The following is a 16,470-nucleotide window of genomic DNA, read 5'->3' as shown; positions in this document are numbered from 1 at the left end:
CCGTGCTCGGCACCACCGGCTCTTGACCTTGAAGGTGATCAGGCCCGCAAGCCAGCCGCGGTCAGTCGACGCGGCAGTGTTCGGAGTACGACCTGACGTGGAGCTTCCGGACGGCGTCCGGTTCGAGCAGTACGTTCTCCGCATCCCGGCGGCCGCCATGGTGATCGTGCTCGACGACGACGAACGCGTGCTGATGATGTGGCGACACCGCTTCATCGTGGACCGCTGGGTCTGGGAGCTTCCCGGCGGTTACCTCGACCCGGCCGAGGACTCCATGACCTGCGCCGCCCGGGAGGTCGAGGAAGAGACCGGCTGGCGGCCGCGCGGCATGGAGAAGCTGATCAGCTTCCAGCCGATGGTGGGCACGATCGACCAGGAGAACATCGTCTATCTCGCCCGAGGCGCCGACTTCACCGGCTCAGCTCCGGACATCAACGAGGCGGAGCGCATCGGCTGGATTCCGCTCGCCGAGATTGACCAGTACATCGACAACGGCACCATCGTCGGTGCCGGCTCCGTCTCCGGACTGCTCGCTCTGCTGCTGCGAAAGGCCACCGGCAAGCTCTAGGCGCACGTCAGGACCGGCCGAAGAGCGATCGGCAAGCTCCCAAAGATGGGCCGGGCTGGGGAGCGGACTCGCTGTGCCGTCCTTTTGTCATCTCCGGCGGTTCGTGCAACCTTCCGCCGGTCCGGTCTCGTGATTGTCCCGACCGAACGGATAGGGGTGGGCATGAGCGATCGCGACGCGGCGTTCGCCGAGTACTTCGCGGCCCGGTCGGGGGCCATGCGGGGGACGGCGTTCCTGCTCTGCGGGGACTGGCATCGGGCCGAGGATCTGGTGCAGACCGCGTTCACCAAGCTGTACACGCACTGGCACCGGGTGGCGCGGCACGAGGCGCTGGATCCGTACGTCCGGCAGGTGCTGATCCGCACCTTCATCGACGACGGCCGCCGGGGCTGGTGGCGGCGGGAACGGCCGCGGGAGACGCCGATCGAGCTGGCCGCCCCGCCGGGGTCGGCCGATGACCGGCTGGTGCTGTTGCAGGCGCTCGCCGCGGTGCCGCCCCGGCAGCGGGCCGTGCTGGTCCTGCGCTACTGGGAGGACATGTCGGTCGACGAGACCGCCGCGGTCCTCGGCTGCACGGCCGGCACGGTCAAGAGCCAGGCGGCGCGCGGCCTGGACGCCCTCCGGACGTTGATGTCCCACCCCGTCCCCGCCGAATGAGAACCGTCCCCGCCGAAGGAGAAGAGGCATCGTGAACGAGAACGACCTGCGCGAAGCCATGCGCGCCAGCATGACCCTCGCCCCGCCGCCCCCGATGGAGTCGGCTGCTGCCCTGACCGCCGGCCGCCGGGCCGTACGCCGGCGGGCGGCGCTCGCCGGTGCCGGGGCGACCGCGGCGATGATCGCGGTGACCGCCGTGGCCGTACCGCAGGGCCTGCGGCTCGCCTCGGACGGCGAGAGCACGCCCTGGGCCGGCGGCGGGGTGCCGTCGGCCATGCCGACCCCCTCCGCGGGTGGCGAGAACACCAAGCCGGCCTGGCCGCTCGACGGCGACGGCAAGCCGCAGGAGGACGCCACCGCCCGCTCGGGTGAGCGTTACGAGCAGGGCAAGAAGCTGCTCGAGGAGGTCCTGGCGGTGGTCCCCGACGGCTGGAGCACGCCGACCGGCGAGTCGAAGGACGGCATCCCGCTGCGCGACCACCAGGCGCAGGTCGAGGGCGACAACTCCGGGTCGACCTGGAGCTATCTGGCCTATACGGCGGTCGCCAAGGGTGGCCGGGCCGGTCAGATGCTGGCCGAGGTGCACACCGGGAACAACGGTCTGCCCACCGAGCCGTGCGCCCTCGCCCGGCAGTTCTGGGGGCTGAAGGGTGACTGCGACGTGGTCACGGTCGGAAAGGCGAAAGTGGGGGTGTCACGGGTTCCGAGCGGGACCGGCGGGGTGGAGCAGTGGGCGGCCTACCGGCACCCGGACGGCATCGTGGTCTACGTGGCGCAGAGCCGCACCGCCACCAACGGCGAGAACGTCCAGCCGCCGCTGAAGACGCTGCCGCTGACGGCGTCGCAGCTGGCCGCGCTGGCCACCGACGACCGTTTCCACCTGAACTGAGGGGGACTCAGGTGCCGCAGAACGTCTGGTAGGCACCGAAGTCCTGCGGCGCGGGCGTGGCGTACCGCTCGAAACCGGGGCGCTCGTCGTAGGGCTCGCTCACGGCCGTCACCAGCCGCTCCAGCGGATCCAGGTCGCCGTCCGTCGCCGCGGCCAGGGCCTCCTCGACGAGGTGGTTGCGCGGGATGTAGGCGGGGTTGACCCGCCGCATCGCGTCGGCGTCCGGGCCCAGGGCGCGCCAGCGCGCCACCCAGGCGTCGACGGCAGCCAGGTCGATGAAGAGGCGGCGGACCGGCTCGGCGTCACCGCGGGCGGCGCCGGCCAGGGTACGGAAGAACGCCGTGAAGTCGACGTGGTCGGCGTGCAGCAGGGCGAGCAGGTCGTCGATCAGCGTCGACACCACAGTGGCGTCGACACCGTCGGGCAGCCCCAGCTTGGCGCGCAGGCCGGCCGACCAGGCGACGTTGTACGCGGGCCGGAAGCTGCCGAGGGACTCCACCGCGAGGGCGACCGCCTGCTCCTGGTCGTCGTGCAGGAGCGGCAGCAGGGCCTCGGCGAGCCGGGCCAGGTTCCACTCGGCGACGGCCGGCTGGTTCCCGTACGCGTAACGCCCGCCGTGGTCGATGGAGCTGTAGACCGTCGCCGGGTCGAAGGCCTCCATGAACGCGCACGGCCCGTAGTCGATGGTCTCGCCGGAGATCGTCATGTTGTCGGTGTTCATGACGCCGTGCACGAAGCCGACGAGCATCCACTGTGCCACCAGCGACGCCTGCGCGGCGACGACCGCCTCGAACAGGGCGAGATACGGCTGCTCGGCCTCGGCGGCGTGCGGGTGGTGCCGGGCGATCGCGTGGTCGGCGAGCCGGCGCAGCAGCTCCGCGTCGCCGCCGGCCCGGGCGAACTGGAACGTGCCGACCCGCAGGTGGCTGGCGGCGACCCGGGCCAGCACGGCCCCCGGCAGCGGGGTCTCGCGGTGGACCGTGCGCCCGGTCGCCACCACGGCCAGGGCGCGGGTGGTCGGGATGCCGAGGGCGTGCATGGCCCGGCTGACCACGTACTCGCGGAGCATCGGGCCGACCGCGGCCAGGCCGTCGCCACCGCGGGCGAAGGGGGTGCGCCCGGAGCCCTTGAGGTGGAGGTCACGGACGGTGCCGTCGGCGTCCACGAGCTCGCCGAGCAGCAACGCGCGCCCGTCGCCGAGCCGCGGGGAGTAGCCGCCGAACTGGTGCCCGGCGTAGGCCTGCGCGACCGGGGTGGCGCCGTCGGGGACGGCGGTGCCGGTCAGCAGCCGCACACCCGCGGGGCCGCGCAGCTGAGCGGGGTCGAGACCCAGCTCGGCGGCGAGTGCCTCGTCGAGCACGAGCAGCCGCGGCTCCGGTGCCTCCTCGGCCTGCCAGGGGATCGCCAGGCCGGCCAGCTCACGGGCGAAACGGTTGTCCAGGACGACGGTCGACGGCGGTGCGATGCTCACGCCTGCGAGCGTACGTCGGGACTACTTCTCGAAGGCGAGCTGGTTGTACGGCGACCGGTCGTAGGGCGGGATCTCCCGGTACCCGGCGGCCCGGTACAGGGCGATGGCCTCGGTGAGAGCAGTGTGGGTGCCCAACCGCACCGTCGTCGCGCCGTGCGCGGACGCGTCGGCCTCCACCCGTTCCAGCAGCCGCCGCCCGAGCCCCAGGCCCCGCGCCCGCGCGTCGACCCACAGGTGGCGGATCTCGGCGATCCCGTCACCGAGGCGGCGCCACGCGCCACAACCCACAGGCCGGTCTTCCTCGTACGCGACCAGCAGCGCCCCGTCGTGGCCGGTCAGGTCGCCGGGGTCCACGAGCGCCGCGTCGTCGTACCCCTCCGGGAAGCGGACGGCCAGTTCCGAGGCGTACGCGCGCAGGCACTGCTGGGCGTCGGGGGAGCCGGCATCGACCGGCCGCACCGTGACCGTGGCCAGCCGCAGCAGGCGCCGGATCTGCTCCTGGGCGTCGACGAGTTGCCGGCGCTGGGCGGTGGAGAGCGGCTCCAGCAGGTCACTGATGCCCGCCCGGGAGCGCGCGTCGAGGTCGGCGCGTTCGCGTACCCCGGCTTCGGTCAGCTCGGCGACGCGGACCCGCCGGTCCGCCGGGTGCGCGCGGGTCCGGACCAGGCCCTGCTCCTGCAGCGAGCGCAGCAGCCGGCTGAGGTAGCCGGAGTCCAGGCCGAGCCGGGACCGCAGGTCGCGGACGTCGGCCTGCGCGCCGATCTCGTAGAGCAGCCGGGCCTCGCTGAGCGGGCGGTCCTGGCCGAGATAACGGTCGGTCAGCACGCCCAGGCGGCGGGTGTAGTAGCGGTTGAAGTCGCGGACCGTCTCGATCTGAGCGAGGGCAGCAGCGTCCATCGGGCGATGCTAGCGCGTTCTCTGACTCAGGTCAGAGATTGTCGTCGGCCGCGGGTCGCGCGACCAGGCGCTCCTCGCGAGTCTTCCTCTCGATGGTGATCTGGTGGGTGTGCGGGCGATAGACGAGGTCGACCGGGCCCATCAGCTCCTGGCCGACGCCCCGCCGCCGAGTGCGGGCCGCGAGCCACGCGAGGGCGCCGAGAACCGCCGCCAGCACGGCGGCGGACACCAGCCACGGCACGATTTCTCCCATCCGGGCAGGTTACGCCCGGCTGAGCGGCCGGGAAAGCTCGCCTCGGGTACGGGCGAGTAGCCGGGCCAGCGCAACGGCCGCCCCCTCGGCGACCGTCGGAGACAGTCCTCGCCGTGGCCGGACGGCGAGGGCGACCGGCTCCGGGACGGGCAGGTCGGGGCGGGCCACCAGCCCCTCGAGGCCCTGCCGGAGGGTGGCCATCAGTCCCACGCCCAGCCCGGCCCGTACCGCCGCCTGCATTCCGGCCAGGTGGGCGGCCTCGCAGCCGACCTCCGCCGGCACCCCGTGCGCGGCCAGCGTCTCCAGGGCGCGGTTGCGGATGGCGCACGGCGCGTCGAAGGCCACCAGCGGGACCGGGTCACCGGCGGCCGGCGGCGTCCAGCCCGGGGCGGCGTACCAGGTGAGTTCGAGCTCGCCGACCGCCCGGGCGTCCGGCTCGTCGGCCGGGCCGAGCAGCAGGGCCAGGTCGATCCGGCCCTCGGCGAGGGCGGTCCGCAGCTGGGCGCCGCGGTCGATCCGGAACCGCACCCGGTGGTCCGGGAAGCAGGCGGCCAGCTCCGGCAGCAGCTGGGCGGCGGCGTGCTCGGTCGAGCCGATCACCAGCGTGGGCTCGGTCGCCACGCCGAACTCGCGCAGCGTCTCGTCGTGCAGGGCGAGGATCCGGCGGGCCCGGGCCAGCAGCGCCTCGCCGTCGGCGGTGAACCGCGAGCCGCGGCCGTCCCGCTCGACCAGCGTACGGTCCAGCGCCGCCTCCAGCCGGCGCACGTGCTGGCTCACCGCGCCCTGGGTCAGGTGCAGCGAGGCCGCGGCCCGCTGGAAGCCGCCGCAGTCCGCGACCGCCACGAAGCTGCGCAACGGCGCGATCCCCAGCATCCTACTCATCCCATAAGCTTACTAGGAATTAGATGAGCCGCCGTGATGGGTTCCCATCACGTTCTTTCGTTGGACGGCGCGGCGCGGGCCTGCCGATACTCCTCACCATGCCCCGGAGAAACCTCAAGCTCGGTGCCGTCCTCATGGGGGTCGGTGGACCGGGCCAGCACGACACCTGGCTCAGCCCCGAGATCCCCGGCGACGCCAGCGTCGACATCCGCTGGTACATCGCCCGGGCCCAGCAGGCGGAGGCGGCGAAGTTCGACCACGTCTTCATCGTGGACAGCCAGTTCATCACCCCGGACTCGCCGCACCACTACCTCAACCGCCTCGAACCGCTCACGCTGCTGTCGGCGGTCGCGGTGCACACCTCCCACATCGGGCTGGTCGGCACGCTGACCACCTCGTACAACGACCCGTTCAACGTGGCCCGGCGGCTCGCGTCGCTCGACCTGATCAGCGGCGGCCGGGCCGGCTGGAACGTGGTGGCCACCGGCGACGGCGGCACGGCCGGCAACTACGGGCGTGCCGAGCACTACGACTACGCCACCCGCTACGGCCGGGCCCTGGAACACGTGCGGGTGGTCCAGGGACTGTGGGACTCCTACGAGGACGACGCGTTCCCCCGCGACAAGCAGGGCGGTGTCTTCCTCGACCGGTCCCGGCAGCACGCGCTGGACCACCGGGGCGAGCACTTCTCGGTCGCCGGGCCGCTGAACATCCAGCGCTCGCCGCAGGGCCGGCCGGTCATCTTCCAGGCCGGCGACTCCGACGAGGGCCGCGACCTGGGTGCGGGCATCGCCGACGCCATCTTCACCCACGCGCGGACCGTCGAGCAGGGCCGGGCGTTCGCCACCGACATCCGGGCCCGCGCCGCCGCCCAGGGCCGCGACCCCGAGGATGTGCTCATCGTTCCCGGCATCAGCCTGATCATCGGCGACACCGACGAGCAGGCCCGCGAGAAGGAGCGCCAGTCGCTGGCCGGCCAGGACTTCCACCGCGCGCTCAAGGAACTGGGCCGCCCGTTCGGCTGGCACGACTTCACCGCCTACGACCTCGACGCGCCGTTCCCGGAGGTCGGCCACCTCGGCGCGCTCAGCTTCAAGACCCAGGCCGAGCAGATCACCCGGCTGGCCCGGGAGAACGGCTTCACGCTGCGCCAGACGGTGCAGCACTCCCTCGAATCGCGGCGCTCGCCGTTCGTCGGCTCCGCGCTGACGGTCGCGAACGAGATCCAGCGCTGGTACGAAGCCGGCGCCTTCGACGGCATCAACGTGACGGTGACCGTACCCAGCGAATTCGCCCTGTTCACCGACCGGGTGCTGCCGATCCTGCGGGAGCGCGGCGTGGTCCGCCGCGAGTACGAGGCCACCACCCTGCGCGGCAACCTCGGCCTGCCGATCCCGGAGAACGTGCACACCGCGGCCCGCCGCGCCGCACCCGACGTGGTCCGGGGCGGGGCGTGACCACCGCTCCGCGCTTCCGGCTCGGCTTCCTCACCCACGTGCAGGGCCGCGGCGACCTGGCCACCACCTGCCGCGACGCCCAGGAGCTGTTCGGAGTACGCGGCCTTCGGTGCCGACTTCGACCAGAAACGCGAGCTGACCACCGCCGGCCTGGCCACCCTGCGCCGGGCCCTGTCCAACGAGGAGCTCGGCACCTCCGGCTTCTCGATCCGGCCGCCGGCGGGCGACTTCACCGACCGCATCTGGCAGGGCGTGTTCAGCGCCGCCGGAGCCCGGCACGCGGCCGCGGCCGGCACCGACCTGCTGCTGAATCGGGCCACTTACGGCTACGAGGGACCGACCGACGTGATCCAGCGGCCGTGGGCGGACGAGTGCCTGGCCGCCTGGGACCGCCCGCACCGACCCCGGATCGGCCTGTCCCGCTTCATCTTTCCCGGCGCGGGACAAGCGCACCGCCCTGGCCCAGATCGGCGACGGCGTCCGGCGGGCCACCGAGGGCTTCGTCCGGCGTGGTGCCTTCCCGGCCGGACTCGACCCGGAAGAGCAACTGCGGCGCTTCCACGCCTTCCACGGCCACCCCGACGAGATCATCGCGGGGCTGCGGGCGGAACGGGTGCTGCCGGTGGCCACCGACCTGATCGCCCAGTTCAACCCCGGCATCCCGGACCGTGACGCCGCGATCCGCGCCCTGGGACTCATCGCGACCGAGGTGGCGCCCGCCCTCGGCTGGAAACCGAGGGTGGACTGACATGACCGGCTACCACGACGCCGCCGCGCCCGAGGGGGTCCGGGTCCGTGGCACGGTGCTCGTGCTGCCCGGCCGGGGCGAGAGCCAAGCGGCGTACGGGCGCTTCGGTGCCCGGCTGGCCGCCGACGCGTATCAGGTGCGGGTGCTGCCGCCCTCGACCGACCTCTCTGTGGCGGAGGCCGCACTGCAGGAGGCGGTGAGCAGCATCGATCTCGTGCGCCCGCTGGTGCTGGCCGGGGCCGACACGGGCGCGGCGGTCATCGCCGCGCTGGTGGCACGCTCGTCGCCGGAGAGGGCGTGGTGGCCGGACGCCGTGGTGCTGGCCGGCTTGCCGGGCTACGACGGCCGGCCGGACGGGGGATGGGACGAGGAGCTCGACGTCCGTACCCACTGCCCGGTGCACCGCGGCGTGCTCACCGACGATCCGGCCGTGGCGCCCGGCTCGCTGGCCGGGGCCGTGCCGGCGGCTCTGCTCGACGCCGCCTACGGCAGCACGGCCGAGGTGCCGCATCTGCTGCTGACCGGCGACGCGGACCCGCTCGCCGATCGCGCGGAGCTGAACCGCCTGGCCACGTCGCTGCCGCGGGCCCGGCTGGCCGTCGTGCGCGGCGGCCACCACGACGTGCTCAACGACCTGCAGCACCGCTCGGTGGCCGCGGAGATCGTGACGTTCCTGGAGGCGGTACGCGGCGGGGTGCCGCCGGTGCCGCTGGTCGAGGTCGTCGCCACCGCCTGGTGACCACCGTGGCGCCGGTGACGCGAACGGCGTCGTCGCCGTCACGCACACCGGAGTGGTGATCGGCCTCGACGCGCTGCCGCACGCGTTCGTCTGCTCGCCGATCCGGTTCACCGGCTCCGGCCTCACGGTCGAGCAGCGCTACGCCGATCCGCCGGTGGCCGGTCACTGGCAGCCGACCGGGCCCGGCGTAGGCGGGACGGACCAGGCGGCCGGGCAGGCCTCGGTCGTCCCGGGCCGGACGGCGCGCGGGGGCCGCGCGGTGCTCTTCGGCACCGAGTCGCTGTTCCGCACCCACCCGGAGGGCCGGTACGCCGAGTTCGCCCGAGCCCTCGACTGGTCCGCCGGCCGGCGCCACAGCCGGCGAACGGCGGAACAACCGCACAGCGAAAGGAACCACGCCCAGGCAGGTGGCCGCGACGGCGGTGAGCACGACCCCGACCCCGCCGGTCGAGTCGGCGCTCGCCGTCGCCGCGCCGACCCCGGCGAACGTGCCGACCCACAGGACCGTGCCCAGCGCCGACCAGCCCAGGAAGCGGGCGAACGGCATCCGGGCCACGCCCGCCACGATCGGCACGATCGCGTGGATCACCGCGACGAAGCGCACCGCCACCAGCGCCGAGGCGCCACGTTCGCGCAGGTAGTCCTCGGCGCGGTCGAAGCGTTCGGCACCGATGCGGCGACCCAGGCGGGTGCCGCGCAGGCGGGTGCCGAAGACGCGGCCGATCGCGTACCCGCAGATCTGCCCGGTCAGGGCGCCCGCCGTGCCCGCCGCGACCGCCAGGGCGAAGCCGCCCGGGCCGTGCAGCGAGGCGGCCAGCATGACCACGGACTCGCCGGGTACGAGCAGCCCGAGCAGGAACGTCATCTCGACGGCGGCCGAGAGGTACGTGAAGAGCAGGACCGACCACTCATCGAGCGTGGTCAGCCGGTCGACGAGAACGGTCGCGGCGTTGAGCAGGTCTGCGAGCACACGATCAGCCTTGTCGATCGGTGTCGCCGGGGATATCGGTTTTAGCCCCGAGAAACCCCTGATGCCGCCTCAGGGTGACCAGGGACACGCGAAGAGCCGACCGGAGACGCACGCAGCAGCGGCCGGGGCACGCGAAAGGCCCGGCCGCGAACGGCCGGGCCTCGCTGGACGGGTGGGAGGGGTCAGGCCGCCGGCGGGAACGTCGAAGCGTAGGAGCGCTCCTCGGACGGCATCAGGATCCACAGCACCGGGTAGATCAGGATCTGGCTACCGGGGATCGCGAACAGGATCAGGACGAACAGCACCCGCGTCAGCCACGGGTCGAGCCCGAACCGGCGGGCCAGTCCCGCACACACGCCGGCGAGCATCCGGCCCTCGCGCGGGCGGACCAGTCCCTGGCGGGCCATGGAGTCGTGGACGGTGTTCATGGTGTCTCGCTTTCCTTGCCGGTGGCGTCGAACCTGACCCTTGAACAGTCCCATCCGCCCGGCCCCAGACACATCGGGGAACCACCCTGGCCGAGCCCTGAGCCACCGTCTCGGGGGTGACACCGGCGAGCGGTCAGCGCCCCCGGGCGAGCAGCCCGCGCGGAGCCACCGACCACACCTGATTCGGCCCCACCCCGTACCGCTCGAGGATGGCGTTGACGGCCAGGATCGCCGAGGCGGCCGCCCGTTCCATCAGCGCCGACGGGAACGGCATCCGGACCCAGTCGCCGGCCAGGTACAACCCGTCGGCGTCGGTGACCACACCCGGGCGGCCCGCGTCGCTGCCCACGTTGAAGGCGGGCGCGTCCTGGCCCACCCGTTCCTCGACGTGCAGGATCGTCATGTCGACCGTCTCCGGCCAGAGGCCGCCCAGTTCCGTCCACATCCGCTTGGTCAGCTCGGCCGCCTCCAGGCCGGTCGGCGCCGCGTACGCGTGCAGCTCGATGACCGACCCGCCGATGCGCCGCGCCCACTGGCCGGCGCCGCGTTCGATGCGGTGGTACAGCGTCACCGAGTCCAGCGTCGCCTCCCGGGAGACGCTGCTGAAGACCGCCCGCTCCGGGCGGCAGTCGCGGTCGGTCCACAGCCGGCTGACCGCGTACGGGGCCGTGGTCTCGATCGCGGCGAGCTGGGCGGCCAGCTCCGGCGCGTGCCCCGCCAGACCGGGGGACGCGGCCGCGATGGTACGGGCGGCGCCGGGGTCAGCGGCGAGCACGACGTGGTCCGCGCTGAGCCGTTCGCCGTCGTCGAGGGTGACCGTCCAGCCCGGCTCGACGCTTGCGACGGTTGCGCCGGTGCGGATCCGCCCGCCCAGCGCCTCCAACTGACCGGCCAGCGGCGTCCAGATCGCCGTCTCGTAGTCCTGGATGGGCGCGTCGAAGTCCAGGCCCTCCGGGTTGCGCAGGAAGTAGAAGTGGAACTGCATCAGCATCTCGGCCGCCGACATGTCCTCCTGGTGGTTGAAGAACGAGTGGGCGAACACGTCGAAGAGCATGGCCCGGGCCCGCGGCGGCATGCCCAGCGCGTCGAGGAAGTCCTTGGCCGAGACGTCGTCGAAGGTCCGGTACGTCTCCTCGCGGTCGTAGCTGAGCAGCGGCAGGGCGGCGGTGCCGTCGAGTCCGCGCAGCTCGCGCAGCCGCATGCTGGGGGAGCGGGCCAGCAGGGCGAGCAGGTTGGCCGGCGGGGTCCTGGGCAGCCCGGCGAAGCTCTCCTCGGGCCACTCCTGCGAGATGATCGGGTAGCGCCCGGCCGGCTGCAGGAACGACAGGCTCGGGTCGATGCGGCGCAGCACGTTGCGCCAGTTGTAGTACTGCCGGAAGAAGCCGTGGAAGCCGTGCTCGACCATGTGCCGGGTGCCGTCGGGCAGCGTGCTCGGCCAGGCGGCCAGCCGGCCACCGAGCTGGGCGGCCCGTTCCAGCAGGGTGACCCGGACGCCGCGTTCGGCGAGCAGCAGGGCCGCCGTCACGCCGGCGATCCCGCCGCCGACGACCACCGCGGTCACCGGCGTGGCCACGGTGCGGGGCAGGTCCGGGCGGGACCGTACGACACGGTGGGCGCGTTCGCCGCCAAGACGTCGGATCACGGTGTCAGGTCCCCCATCAGCAGTGCGAATGCGGGCCTATGCCCCGTGCGACGACCTTACAACCGCACTTCACACGCTTTTCCGGGCGCGGGCGGGAAATGACCGCGCCGTGGCGGGAACTGATCGGCGGCGCCGGCCGACCTGTCTGCCGGACGCCGAACGCCCCGGCGGCCACCCCCCGCCCCCGAGGACAGCCGGTGCCGATTCGCCGGGCTGTGCCGCCGACCCCGAGGACAGCTGATGACGACCCCCGCCGCCGTGCCGCCGAACCCCGAGGACCGCTGATGACCATCACGGAAGAGGCCGTGCCGGGTGCGGGCACCCGCGACACCACGGTACGGCGCCAGTCCGCGTTCGGAGCGTTGCTGCTGCGCCTGCACTTCTACGCCGGCGTCCTGGTCGCGCCCTTCCTGCTCGTGGCCGCGGTGACCGGACTGCTCTACACGATCACCCCGCAGCTCGACGCGAGCCTCTACCGCGACCAGCTGACCGCCGCGTCCACCGGCGACGGTCCGGCGCTGCCGCTCGCCGACCAGATCGCCGCCGCCCGCGCCGCGCATCCCGCCGGCACACTGTCGGCGGTCCAGCCGGGCACGGGCGACGCCACCACCCGGGTCGTGTTCTCCCTGCCCGAACTCGGCGAGAAGCAGCACACCGTCCACGTCGACCCGGGGACCGGCCGCGTGCAGGGCACCCTCACCACCTGGTACGGCTCCACCCCGGTCACCACCTGGCTCGACGACCTGCACCGCAACCTGCACCTCGGGGCGGCCGGCCGGTTCTACTCCGAGCTGGCCGCCAGCTGGCTGTGGGTCATCGCGCTCGGTGGCGTCGTCCTGTGGTGGCGGCGGTCGCGCGGACGCCGGCTGCTCGTGCCCGAGCTGGCCGCGAAGAAGGGGGTGCGGCGTACCCGGAGCTGGCACGCGGCGACCGGCCTGTGGCTGGCGGTGGGCCTGCTGATCCTGTCCGCCACCGGCCTGACCTGGTCCCGGTACGCCGGCGGCAACTTCACCGCGGTCCTCGACACCTTCGACGCCCACCAGCCGGAGCTGACCACGGCCGTCGTTGCCGGGCCGGCCGGCGGGCACCACGGTGGCGGGGCAGAACAGGCTGCGGCTGTCGACCCGGCCGCCGCTGACACCGTGTGGAGTGTGGCGCGGCAGCACGGGATGACCGGGCCGGTCGAGCTGACCGTGCCGGAGGAGGCGAACGCGGCCTGGACCGTGGCCGGCATCGACAACACCTGGCCCGTCGGGCTGGACCGGGTCGCCGTCGATCCGCGGACCTCGGCGGTGGTGGCCCGCAGCGACTTCGCCGACTGGCCGGTGCTCTCCCAGCTCAGCAAGCTCGGCGTGCAGGCCCACATGGGCAAGCTGTTCGGCGTGCTCAACCAGGTGCTGCTGGCGGCGCTGGCCGTGGGGCTGATCTGCGTGATCGTCTGGGGCTACCGGATGTGGTGGCAGCGGCGGCCGACCCGGGCCGAGCGCCGGGCGGTGGTGGGTGCGCCGCCGGCCCGGGGGGCGTGGCTGGGGCTGCCGGCCTGGGCCGTCGCGGTCGGTGTGCCGGTGGTGTTCGCCCTGGGCTGGGCGTTGCCGCTGTTCGGCGTACCCTTGGCGGGTTTTCTGCTGGTGGACGCGCTCGTCGGCGGCCTCCGGGTGAGGAGGGTGGCAGCGCGTCCATGACAGTGAGCACGTTCCGCGTCGGTGACCGGGTGGTCCGGCGCCTGGGCTTCGGGGCCATGCACCTGCCCACGGCGCCCGCGGCGGCCCGGGGCAACGCCGTCGCGGTGGTTCGCCGGGCCGTCGAGCTGGGCGTGACCCTGATCGACACCGCGCACCTCTACGGCTGGGGCGCCAACGAGGAGTTGCTCGCCGAGGCGCTCTACCCGTACCCGGAAGACCTGCTCATCGCCACGAAGGTCGGGGTCGCCCCGCCGGCTCCGCCGCGCGAGGCGGCCGTGTGCGGGCGCCCGGAGCTGTTGCGCGACCAGGTCGAGCAGGCCCTGCGCCGGCTCCGGGTGCCCCGGCTGGAGCTGTTGCAGCTGCACCGGGTGGACCCGGACGTGCCGCTGGCCGACCAGCTCGGGGCACTGCGGGAGATGCAGGTCGCCGGCAAGATCGGCCACATCGGGCTCTCCGAGGTCACCGTCGGCCAGCTCACCGAAGCCCGGCGGATCGTCGACGTGGTCAGCGTGCAGAACCGCTACAACCTGCTGGACCGGGAGCACGAGCCGGTGCTGGAGGCGTGCGCCGCGGCCGGCATCGCCTTCCTGCCCTGGCGGCCCGTGCATCCGGCGGTGTCGGCGGTGACCTCCGGGATCACCGCCGTCGCGGCCGAGCTGGGCGCCACCGCGGCGCAGGTCTCCCTGGCCTGGCTGCTGGCCCGCGCGCCGGTCGTGCTGCCGATCCCGGGCACGGCCTCGCTCGCCCACCTGGCCGAGAACGTCGCCGCGGCGGGACTGGAGCTGACCGGCGAGCACCTGCGGCGCCTCGACGCCCGGCGACCGGCCGGCGGAACGGGCTAGCTCGCTCCCGGGGAGCTGTTCAACTCCTGGAGCTGCTGGCTGATGTGGCTGTCCAGCGCCGCCTGGTAGCTCTGCGCGAGCTGGCCCAGCCGCTCGATCTCGTCCAGCAGGGCGGCGCGCTTGGTGCCCAGGCTGTTCATCGCCTCGCTGTGATTGCGACGTGCGTCACCCTCGATCGTGCCGGCCTTGAGCTGGGCCTCACTGGTGATCTGCTCCGACTTGTTGCGGGCGTTGGCCAGCAGCGTCTCCGACTCCTGGCGGGCGTCGCGCATGTGGTCGTCGGCCGTGCGCTGGGCCATCAACAGCACCCGGGCGTTGCGGTCGTCACCGTCCGGGGAGTGCGACGGGGCGGCCGGGGCCTGGTTACGTGCCTGCTCGAGCTGGGCCTGCAGGCTGCGGGCGTTCTGCTCGGCCCGGGCCCGGGCCTCCTGCATGCGCTCCAGCTGGGCCGTGATGTCGGAGAACTCCGAGCTGAGCACCATGGTCGAGGCCGCCGGACCGGGACCACCCGGGCCGCGCTGGACCTGACCGTGCAGGGCGCCGTTCTCCTCCAGCAGACGGATCAGCTCCTGCTCGACCTCGTCCAGGAAGGCGTCGACCTCCTCCTCGTCGTAGCCGCGCTTGCCGATCGGCGGCTTCTTGAAGGCCATGTTGTGGATGTCAGCGGGAGTTAACGGCATCGTGCTCCTTGGCGGGATCATTCGGATCAGGTTCTGCGCATCGATCCTACGCACGATGTCACGGCCCGCGACGTGGGTGTGATCACCCGGGCCGCGACAGCGCCCCTCAGGGGGTCCGGGCGGCCGGCGCCGGCTCCTCGTGGTTGACCGAGCTGCCCGCCGGCGGGGGCTCGGCCGGGTCGGTCCGGCGTTCGGCGTCCTCGGCGCGGTCCTCCGCCTCGGCGGTGCCGTCGTCGGTGGATTCGGTGCCCGGTGGCTTGCGGTCCGGGGTGGGGTCGCCGCTGGGGTGCCGGACCAGGTAGCGGATGGCGGTGTTCAGCACGGCCAGCAGCGGGACGGCGATCAGGCCGCCGACGATGCCGGCGACGACGATGCCGGTCGCGATGGCCAGGATCACCGCGAGCGGGTGCAGGGCGACCGCCCGGCCCATGATCAGCGGCTGCAGCACGTGGCCCTCGAGCTGCTGGACGGCGATGACCACGGCCAGCACGATCAGGGCGGTGACCGGGCCGTTGGCGACCAGGGCGACCAGGATCGCGACGACGCCGGTGACCGTCGCGCCGACCACCGGGATGAACGCGCCGAGGAAGACGAGCGCGGCCAGCGGCAGCGCCAGCGGCACCCGGAGCACGAAGAGGCCGATGCCGATGCCGACGGCGTCCACGAAGGCCACCAGCACCGTGGCGTGCACGTACGAGACCAGGGTGTGCCAGGAGTAGTGCCCGGCCCGGGCGGTCGGCACGCGGGCCTCGCGGGGCAGCAACCGGCACAGGAAGGACCAGATCTGGCCGCCGTCGCGCAGGAAGAAGAACAGCGTGAACAGCACCAGGAAGAAGCCGGTGACGACCTCGCCCAGGGTGGTGGCGGTGCTCAGCGCGCCCGAGGTCAGCGCGCCCTGGTTCTGGGTGATCGCCTGCTGGACCCGGTCGACGTACTGGCTGACCTCGGCGTTGGTCAGGTGCAGGGGACCGCGCGACAGCCAGTCCTGCACCTCGTTGATGCCGTCGCTGACCTGCGACGACAGGCTGTCGATCTGGGAGATGAAGGTCCGCACGATCAGGCTGAGCCCGCCGAAGACCAGCAGCAGCGCGGCGATGAGGACCAGCCCGGCGGCCAGCGAACGCTTCATCCCGCGCCGGGTCAAAGCGGCGGCGGCCGGCTGGAACAGCGCGGCCAGCAGCAGCGCGATCACCACGGGGATGATGACCACCCGCAGCAGCCCGACGACCCGCAGCAGGAGGTACGCGGCCGCGACGAACAGGATGAACCGCAGGGCCCAGGCGCCGGCCGTACGGACGCTGCGGGGCAGGACGTCGTCGGTGCCCGGGCGCTGCTCCTGCACGACCAGCACCGGCGTGGCGGGCTCCTGGAGGTCACCCGGCACGAACGGCGGGGGAGCGTTGCGGGCCGCGGCCGCCGCCAGCCGTTCCCGTGCCCGGGTCCGCAGGGTCTGGGCCCAGGTACCTCTCCCCGCGCTGGGCGTACCTGTCATCGGATCCTCCAGATGGTGCTGAACCACTCCGGCCGAACCGGCCGGGCAGCCTCTAACTGCCCGCATCCGGGCCGATTCACGCGTACGGCGCAGGGGTTTCGCGCGCACCGGGAACGACCGTCCTCGGGGCGGGCGTTCCGCGGCTCCGGGCCGGGGCGGCGACGGTGGTTAGG

At 73.3% G+C, this 16,470-nt stretch carries 18 protein-coding genes; 8 read left to right on the top strand and 10 right to left on the bottom strand.

The window, feature by feature from the left end:
• Positions 1-34 precede the first annotated feature (34 nt).
• The 3 genes from AB0C12_RS31815 to AB0C12_RS31805 all read left to right on the top strand — a co-directional run bounded on the left by AB0C12_RS31815 (position 35) and on the right by AB0C12_RS31805 (position 2,114).
• Positions 35-568, top strand: coding sequence for an NUDIX hydrolase (locus AB0C12_RS31815; protein ID WP_360553554.1), 534 nt, complete (start codon positions 35-37; stop codon positions 566-568).
• A 162-nt stretch (positions 569-730) separates the two neighbouring features.
• Positions 731-1,225: a SigE family RNA polymerase sigma factor gene (locus AB0C12_RS31810; protein ID WP_360553553.1), complete on the top strand. Its 495-nt coding sequence runs from the start codon at positions 731-733 to the stop codon at positions 1,223-1,225.
• Positions 1,226-1,256: 31 nt separating this feature from the next.
• Complete coding sequence (locus AB0C12_RS31805) at positions 1,257-2,114, top strand: hypothetical protein (RefSeq protein ID WP_360553552.1); 858 nt, start codon at positions 1,257-1,259, stop codon at positions 2,112-2,114.
• A gap of 7 nt (positions 2,115-2,121) precedes the next feature.
• Here AB0C12_RS31805 and AB0C12_RS31800 read toward each other — a convergent pair whose 3' ends face one another.
• The 4 genes from AB0C12_RS31800 to AB0C12_RS31785 are packed head-to-tail and all read right to left on the bottom strand — an operon-like array spanning position 2,122 to position 5,617.
• Positions 2,122-3,585, bottom strand: coding sequence for a protein adenylyltransferase SelO (locus AB0C12_RS31800; protein WP_360553551.1), 1,464 nt, complete (start codon positions 3,583-3,585; stop codon positions 2,122-2,124).
• Positions 3,586-3,606: 21 nt separating this feature from the next.
• The gene (locus tag AB0C12_RS31795; protein ID WP_360553550.1) at positions 3,607-4,482 is read right to left on the bottom strand and encodes a MarR family winged helix-turn-helix transcriptional regulator; all 876 of its coding nucleotides are present in this window, start codon (positions 4,480-4,482) and stop codon (positions 3,607-3,609) included.
• Between the two features lie 31 nt (positions 4,483-4,513).
• On the bottom strand, positions 4,514-4,735 hold the full coding sequence (locus AB0C12_RS31790) for a hypothetical protein (RefSeq protein WP_360553549.1): 222 nt from the start codon (positions 4,733-4,735) through the stop codon (positions 4,514-4,516).
• 9 nt (positions 4,736-4,744) lie between these two features.
• Positions 4,745-5,617 carry a LysR substrate-binding domain-containing protein gene (locus tag AB0C12_RS31785; RefSeq protein ID WP_360553548.1) on the bottom strand — a complete coding sequence of 291 codons (873 nt, stop codon included), beginning with the start codon at positions 5,615-5,617 and terminating at the stop codon, positions 4,745-4,747.
• A 98-nt stretch (positions 5,618-5,715) separates the two neighbouring features.
• On the opposite strand from AB0C12_RS31785, the gene AB0C12_RS31780 reads away from it, so the two are divergent.
• Entirely contained in the window at positions 5,716-7,074 is a 1,359-nt protein-coding gene (locus AB0C12_RS31780; RefSeq protein WP_360553547.1) for an NtaA/DmoA family FMN-dependent monooxygenase, read from the top strand.
• Positions 7,075-7,498: 424 nt separating this feature from the next.
• Here AB0C12_RS31780 and AB0C12_RS31775 read toward each other — a convergent pair whose 3' ends face one another.
• Positions 7,499-7,645, bottom strand: coding sequence for a hypothetical protein (locus AB0C12_RS31775; protein ID WP_360553546.1), 147 nt, complete (start codon positions 7,643-7,645; stop codon positions 7,499-7,501).
• Positions 7,646-7,696: 51 nt separating this feature from the next.
• On the opposite strand from AB0C12_RS31775, the gene AB0C12_RS31770 reads away from it, so the two are divergent.
• Both AB0C12_RS31770 and AB0C12_RS31765 read left to right on the top strand, forming a co-directional pair.
• On the top strand, positions 7,697-7,822 hold the full coding sequence (locus AB0C12_RS31770; protein ID WP_360553545.1) for a hypothetical protein: 126 nt from the start codon (positions 7,697-7,699) through the stop codon (positions 7,820-7,822).
• A gap of 1 nt (position 7,823) precedes the next feature.
• Positions 7,824-8,561: a hypothetical protein gene (locus AB0C12_RS31765; protein WP_360553544.1), complete on the top strand. Its 738-nt coding sequence runs from the start codon at positions 7,824-7,826 to the stop codon at positions 8,559-8,561.
• Here AB0C12_RS31765 and AB0C12_RS31760 read toward each other — a convergent pair.
• From AB0C12_RS31760 to AB0C12_RS31750, 3 genes are all read right to left on the bottom strand, one after another.
• Positions 8,449-9,531 (bottom strand): DedA family protein, encoded by a 1,083-nt coding sequence (locus AB0C12_RS31760; RefSeq protein ID WP_360553543.1) that lies wholly within the window; start codon positions 9,529-9,531, stop codon positions 8,449-8,451. The genes AB0C12_RS31765 and AB0C12_RS31760 overlap by 113 nt on opposite strands.
• A gap of 182 nt (positions 9,532-9,713) precedes the next feature.
• On the bottom strand, positions 9,714-9,959 hold the full coding sequence (locus AB0C12_RS31755; RefSeq protein ID WP_360553542.1) for a PspC domain-containing protein: 246 nt from the start codon (positions 9,957-9,959) through the stop codon (positions 9,714-9,716).
• Positions 9,960-10,092: 133 nt separating this feature from the next.
• Positions 10,093-11,601, bottom strand: a complete 1,509-nt coding sequence (locus AB0C12_RS31750) for an FAD-dependent oxidoreductase (RefSeq protein WP_360553541.1) — start codon at positions 11,599-11,601, stop codon at positions 10,093-10,095.
• Between the two features lie 284 nt (positions 11,602-11,885).
• Between AB0C12_RS31750 and AB0C12_RS31745 the strand changes: the two genes are divergently transcribed.
• Positions 11,886-13,283: a PepSY-associated TM helix domain-containing protein gene (locus tag AB0C12_RS31745; protein ID WP_360553540.1), complete on the top strand. Its 1,398-nt coding sequence runs from the start codon at positions 11,886-11,888 to the stop codon at positions 13,281-13,283.
• Positions 13,280-14,125: an aldo/keto reductase gene (locus tag AB0C12_RS31740; RefSeq protein ID WP_360553539.1), complete on the top strand. Its 846-nt coding sequence runs from the start codon at positions 13,280-13,282 to the stop codon at positions 14,123-14,125. The genes AB0C12_RS31745 and AB0C12_RS31740 overlap by 4 nt, the downstream gene beginning before the upstream one ends.
• On the opposite strand, the gene AB0C12_RS31735 is transcribed toward AB0C12_RS31740, so the two are convergent.
• Positions 14,122-14,805 (bottom strand): DivIVA domain-containing protein, encoded by a 684-nt coding sequence (locus AB0C12_RS31735; protein WP_360553538.1) that lies wholly within the window; start codon positions 14,803-14,805, stop codon positions 14,122-14,124. The genes AB0C12_RS31740 and AB0C12_RS31735 overlap by 4 nt on opposite strands.
• A gap of 106 nt (positions 14,806-14,911) precedes the next feature.
• Complete coding sequence (locus tag AB0C12_RS31730) at positions 14,912-16,297, bottom strand: AI-2E family transporter (RefSeq protein ID WP_360553537.1); 1,386 nt, start codon at positions 16,295-16,297, stop codon at positions 14,912-14,914.
• Positions 16,298-16,470: the final 173 nt, after the last annotated feature.

Source organism: Actinoplanes sp. NPDC048967 (genome assembly GCF_040649415.1).
Lineage (GTDB): Bacteria > Actinomycetota > Actinomycetes > Mycobacteriales > Micromonosporaceae > Actinoplanes.
The sequence above is the reverse complement of the archived record's forward strand: the minus strand, read 5'-3'. Positions and strand labels throughout refer to the sequence as shown.

Bases quoted from the DNA above. Each gene is read 5' to 3' on its own strand.
- AB0C12_RS31810 (WP_360553553.1), top strand. From the start codon at position 731: ATGAGCGATCGCGACGCGGCGTTCGCCGAGTACTTCGCGGCCCGGTCG.
- AB0C12_RS31795 (WP_360553550.1), bottom strand. From the start codon at position 4,482: ATGGACGCTGCTGCCCTCGCTCAGATCGAGACGGTCCGCGACTTCAAC.
- AB0C12_RS31790 (WP_360553549.1), bottom strand. From the start codon at position 4,735: ATGGGAGAAATCGTGCCGTGGCTGGTGTCCGCCGCCGTGCTGGCGGCG.
- AB0C12_RS31785 (WP_360553548.1), bottom strand. From the start codon at position 5,617: ATGAGTAGGATGCTGGGGATCGCGCCGTTGCGCAGCTTCGTGGCGGTC.
- AB0C12_RS31780 (WP_360553547.1), top strand. From the start codon at position 5,716: ATGCCCCGGAGAAACCTCAAGCTCGGTGCCGTCCTCATGGGGGTCGGT.
- AB0C12_RS31765 (WP_360553544.1), top strand. From the start codon at position 7,824: ATGACCGGCTACCACGACGCCGCCGCGCCCGAGGGGGTCCGGGTCCGT.
- AB0C12_RS31755 (WP_360553542.1), bottom strand. From the start codon at position 9,959: ATGAACACCGTCCACGACTCCATGGCCCGCCAGGGACTGGTCCGCCCG.
- AB0C12_RS31745 (WP_360553540.1), top strand. From the start codon at position 11,886: ATGACCATCACGGAAGAGGCCGTGCCGGGTGCGGGCACCCGCGACACC.
- AB0C12_RS31740 (WP_360553539.1), top strand. From the start codon at position 13,280: ATGACAGTGAGCACGTTCCGCGTCGGTGACCGGGTGGTCCGGCGCCTG.
- AB0C12_RS31735 (WP_360553538.1), bottom strand. From the start codon at position 14,805: ATGCCGTTAACTCCCGCTGACATCCACAACATGGCCTTCAAGAAGCCG.
- AB0C12_RS31730 (WP_360553537.1), bottom strand. From the start codon at position 16,297: ATGACAGGTACGCCCAGCGCGGGGAGAGGTACCTGGGCCCAGACCCTG.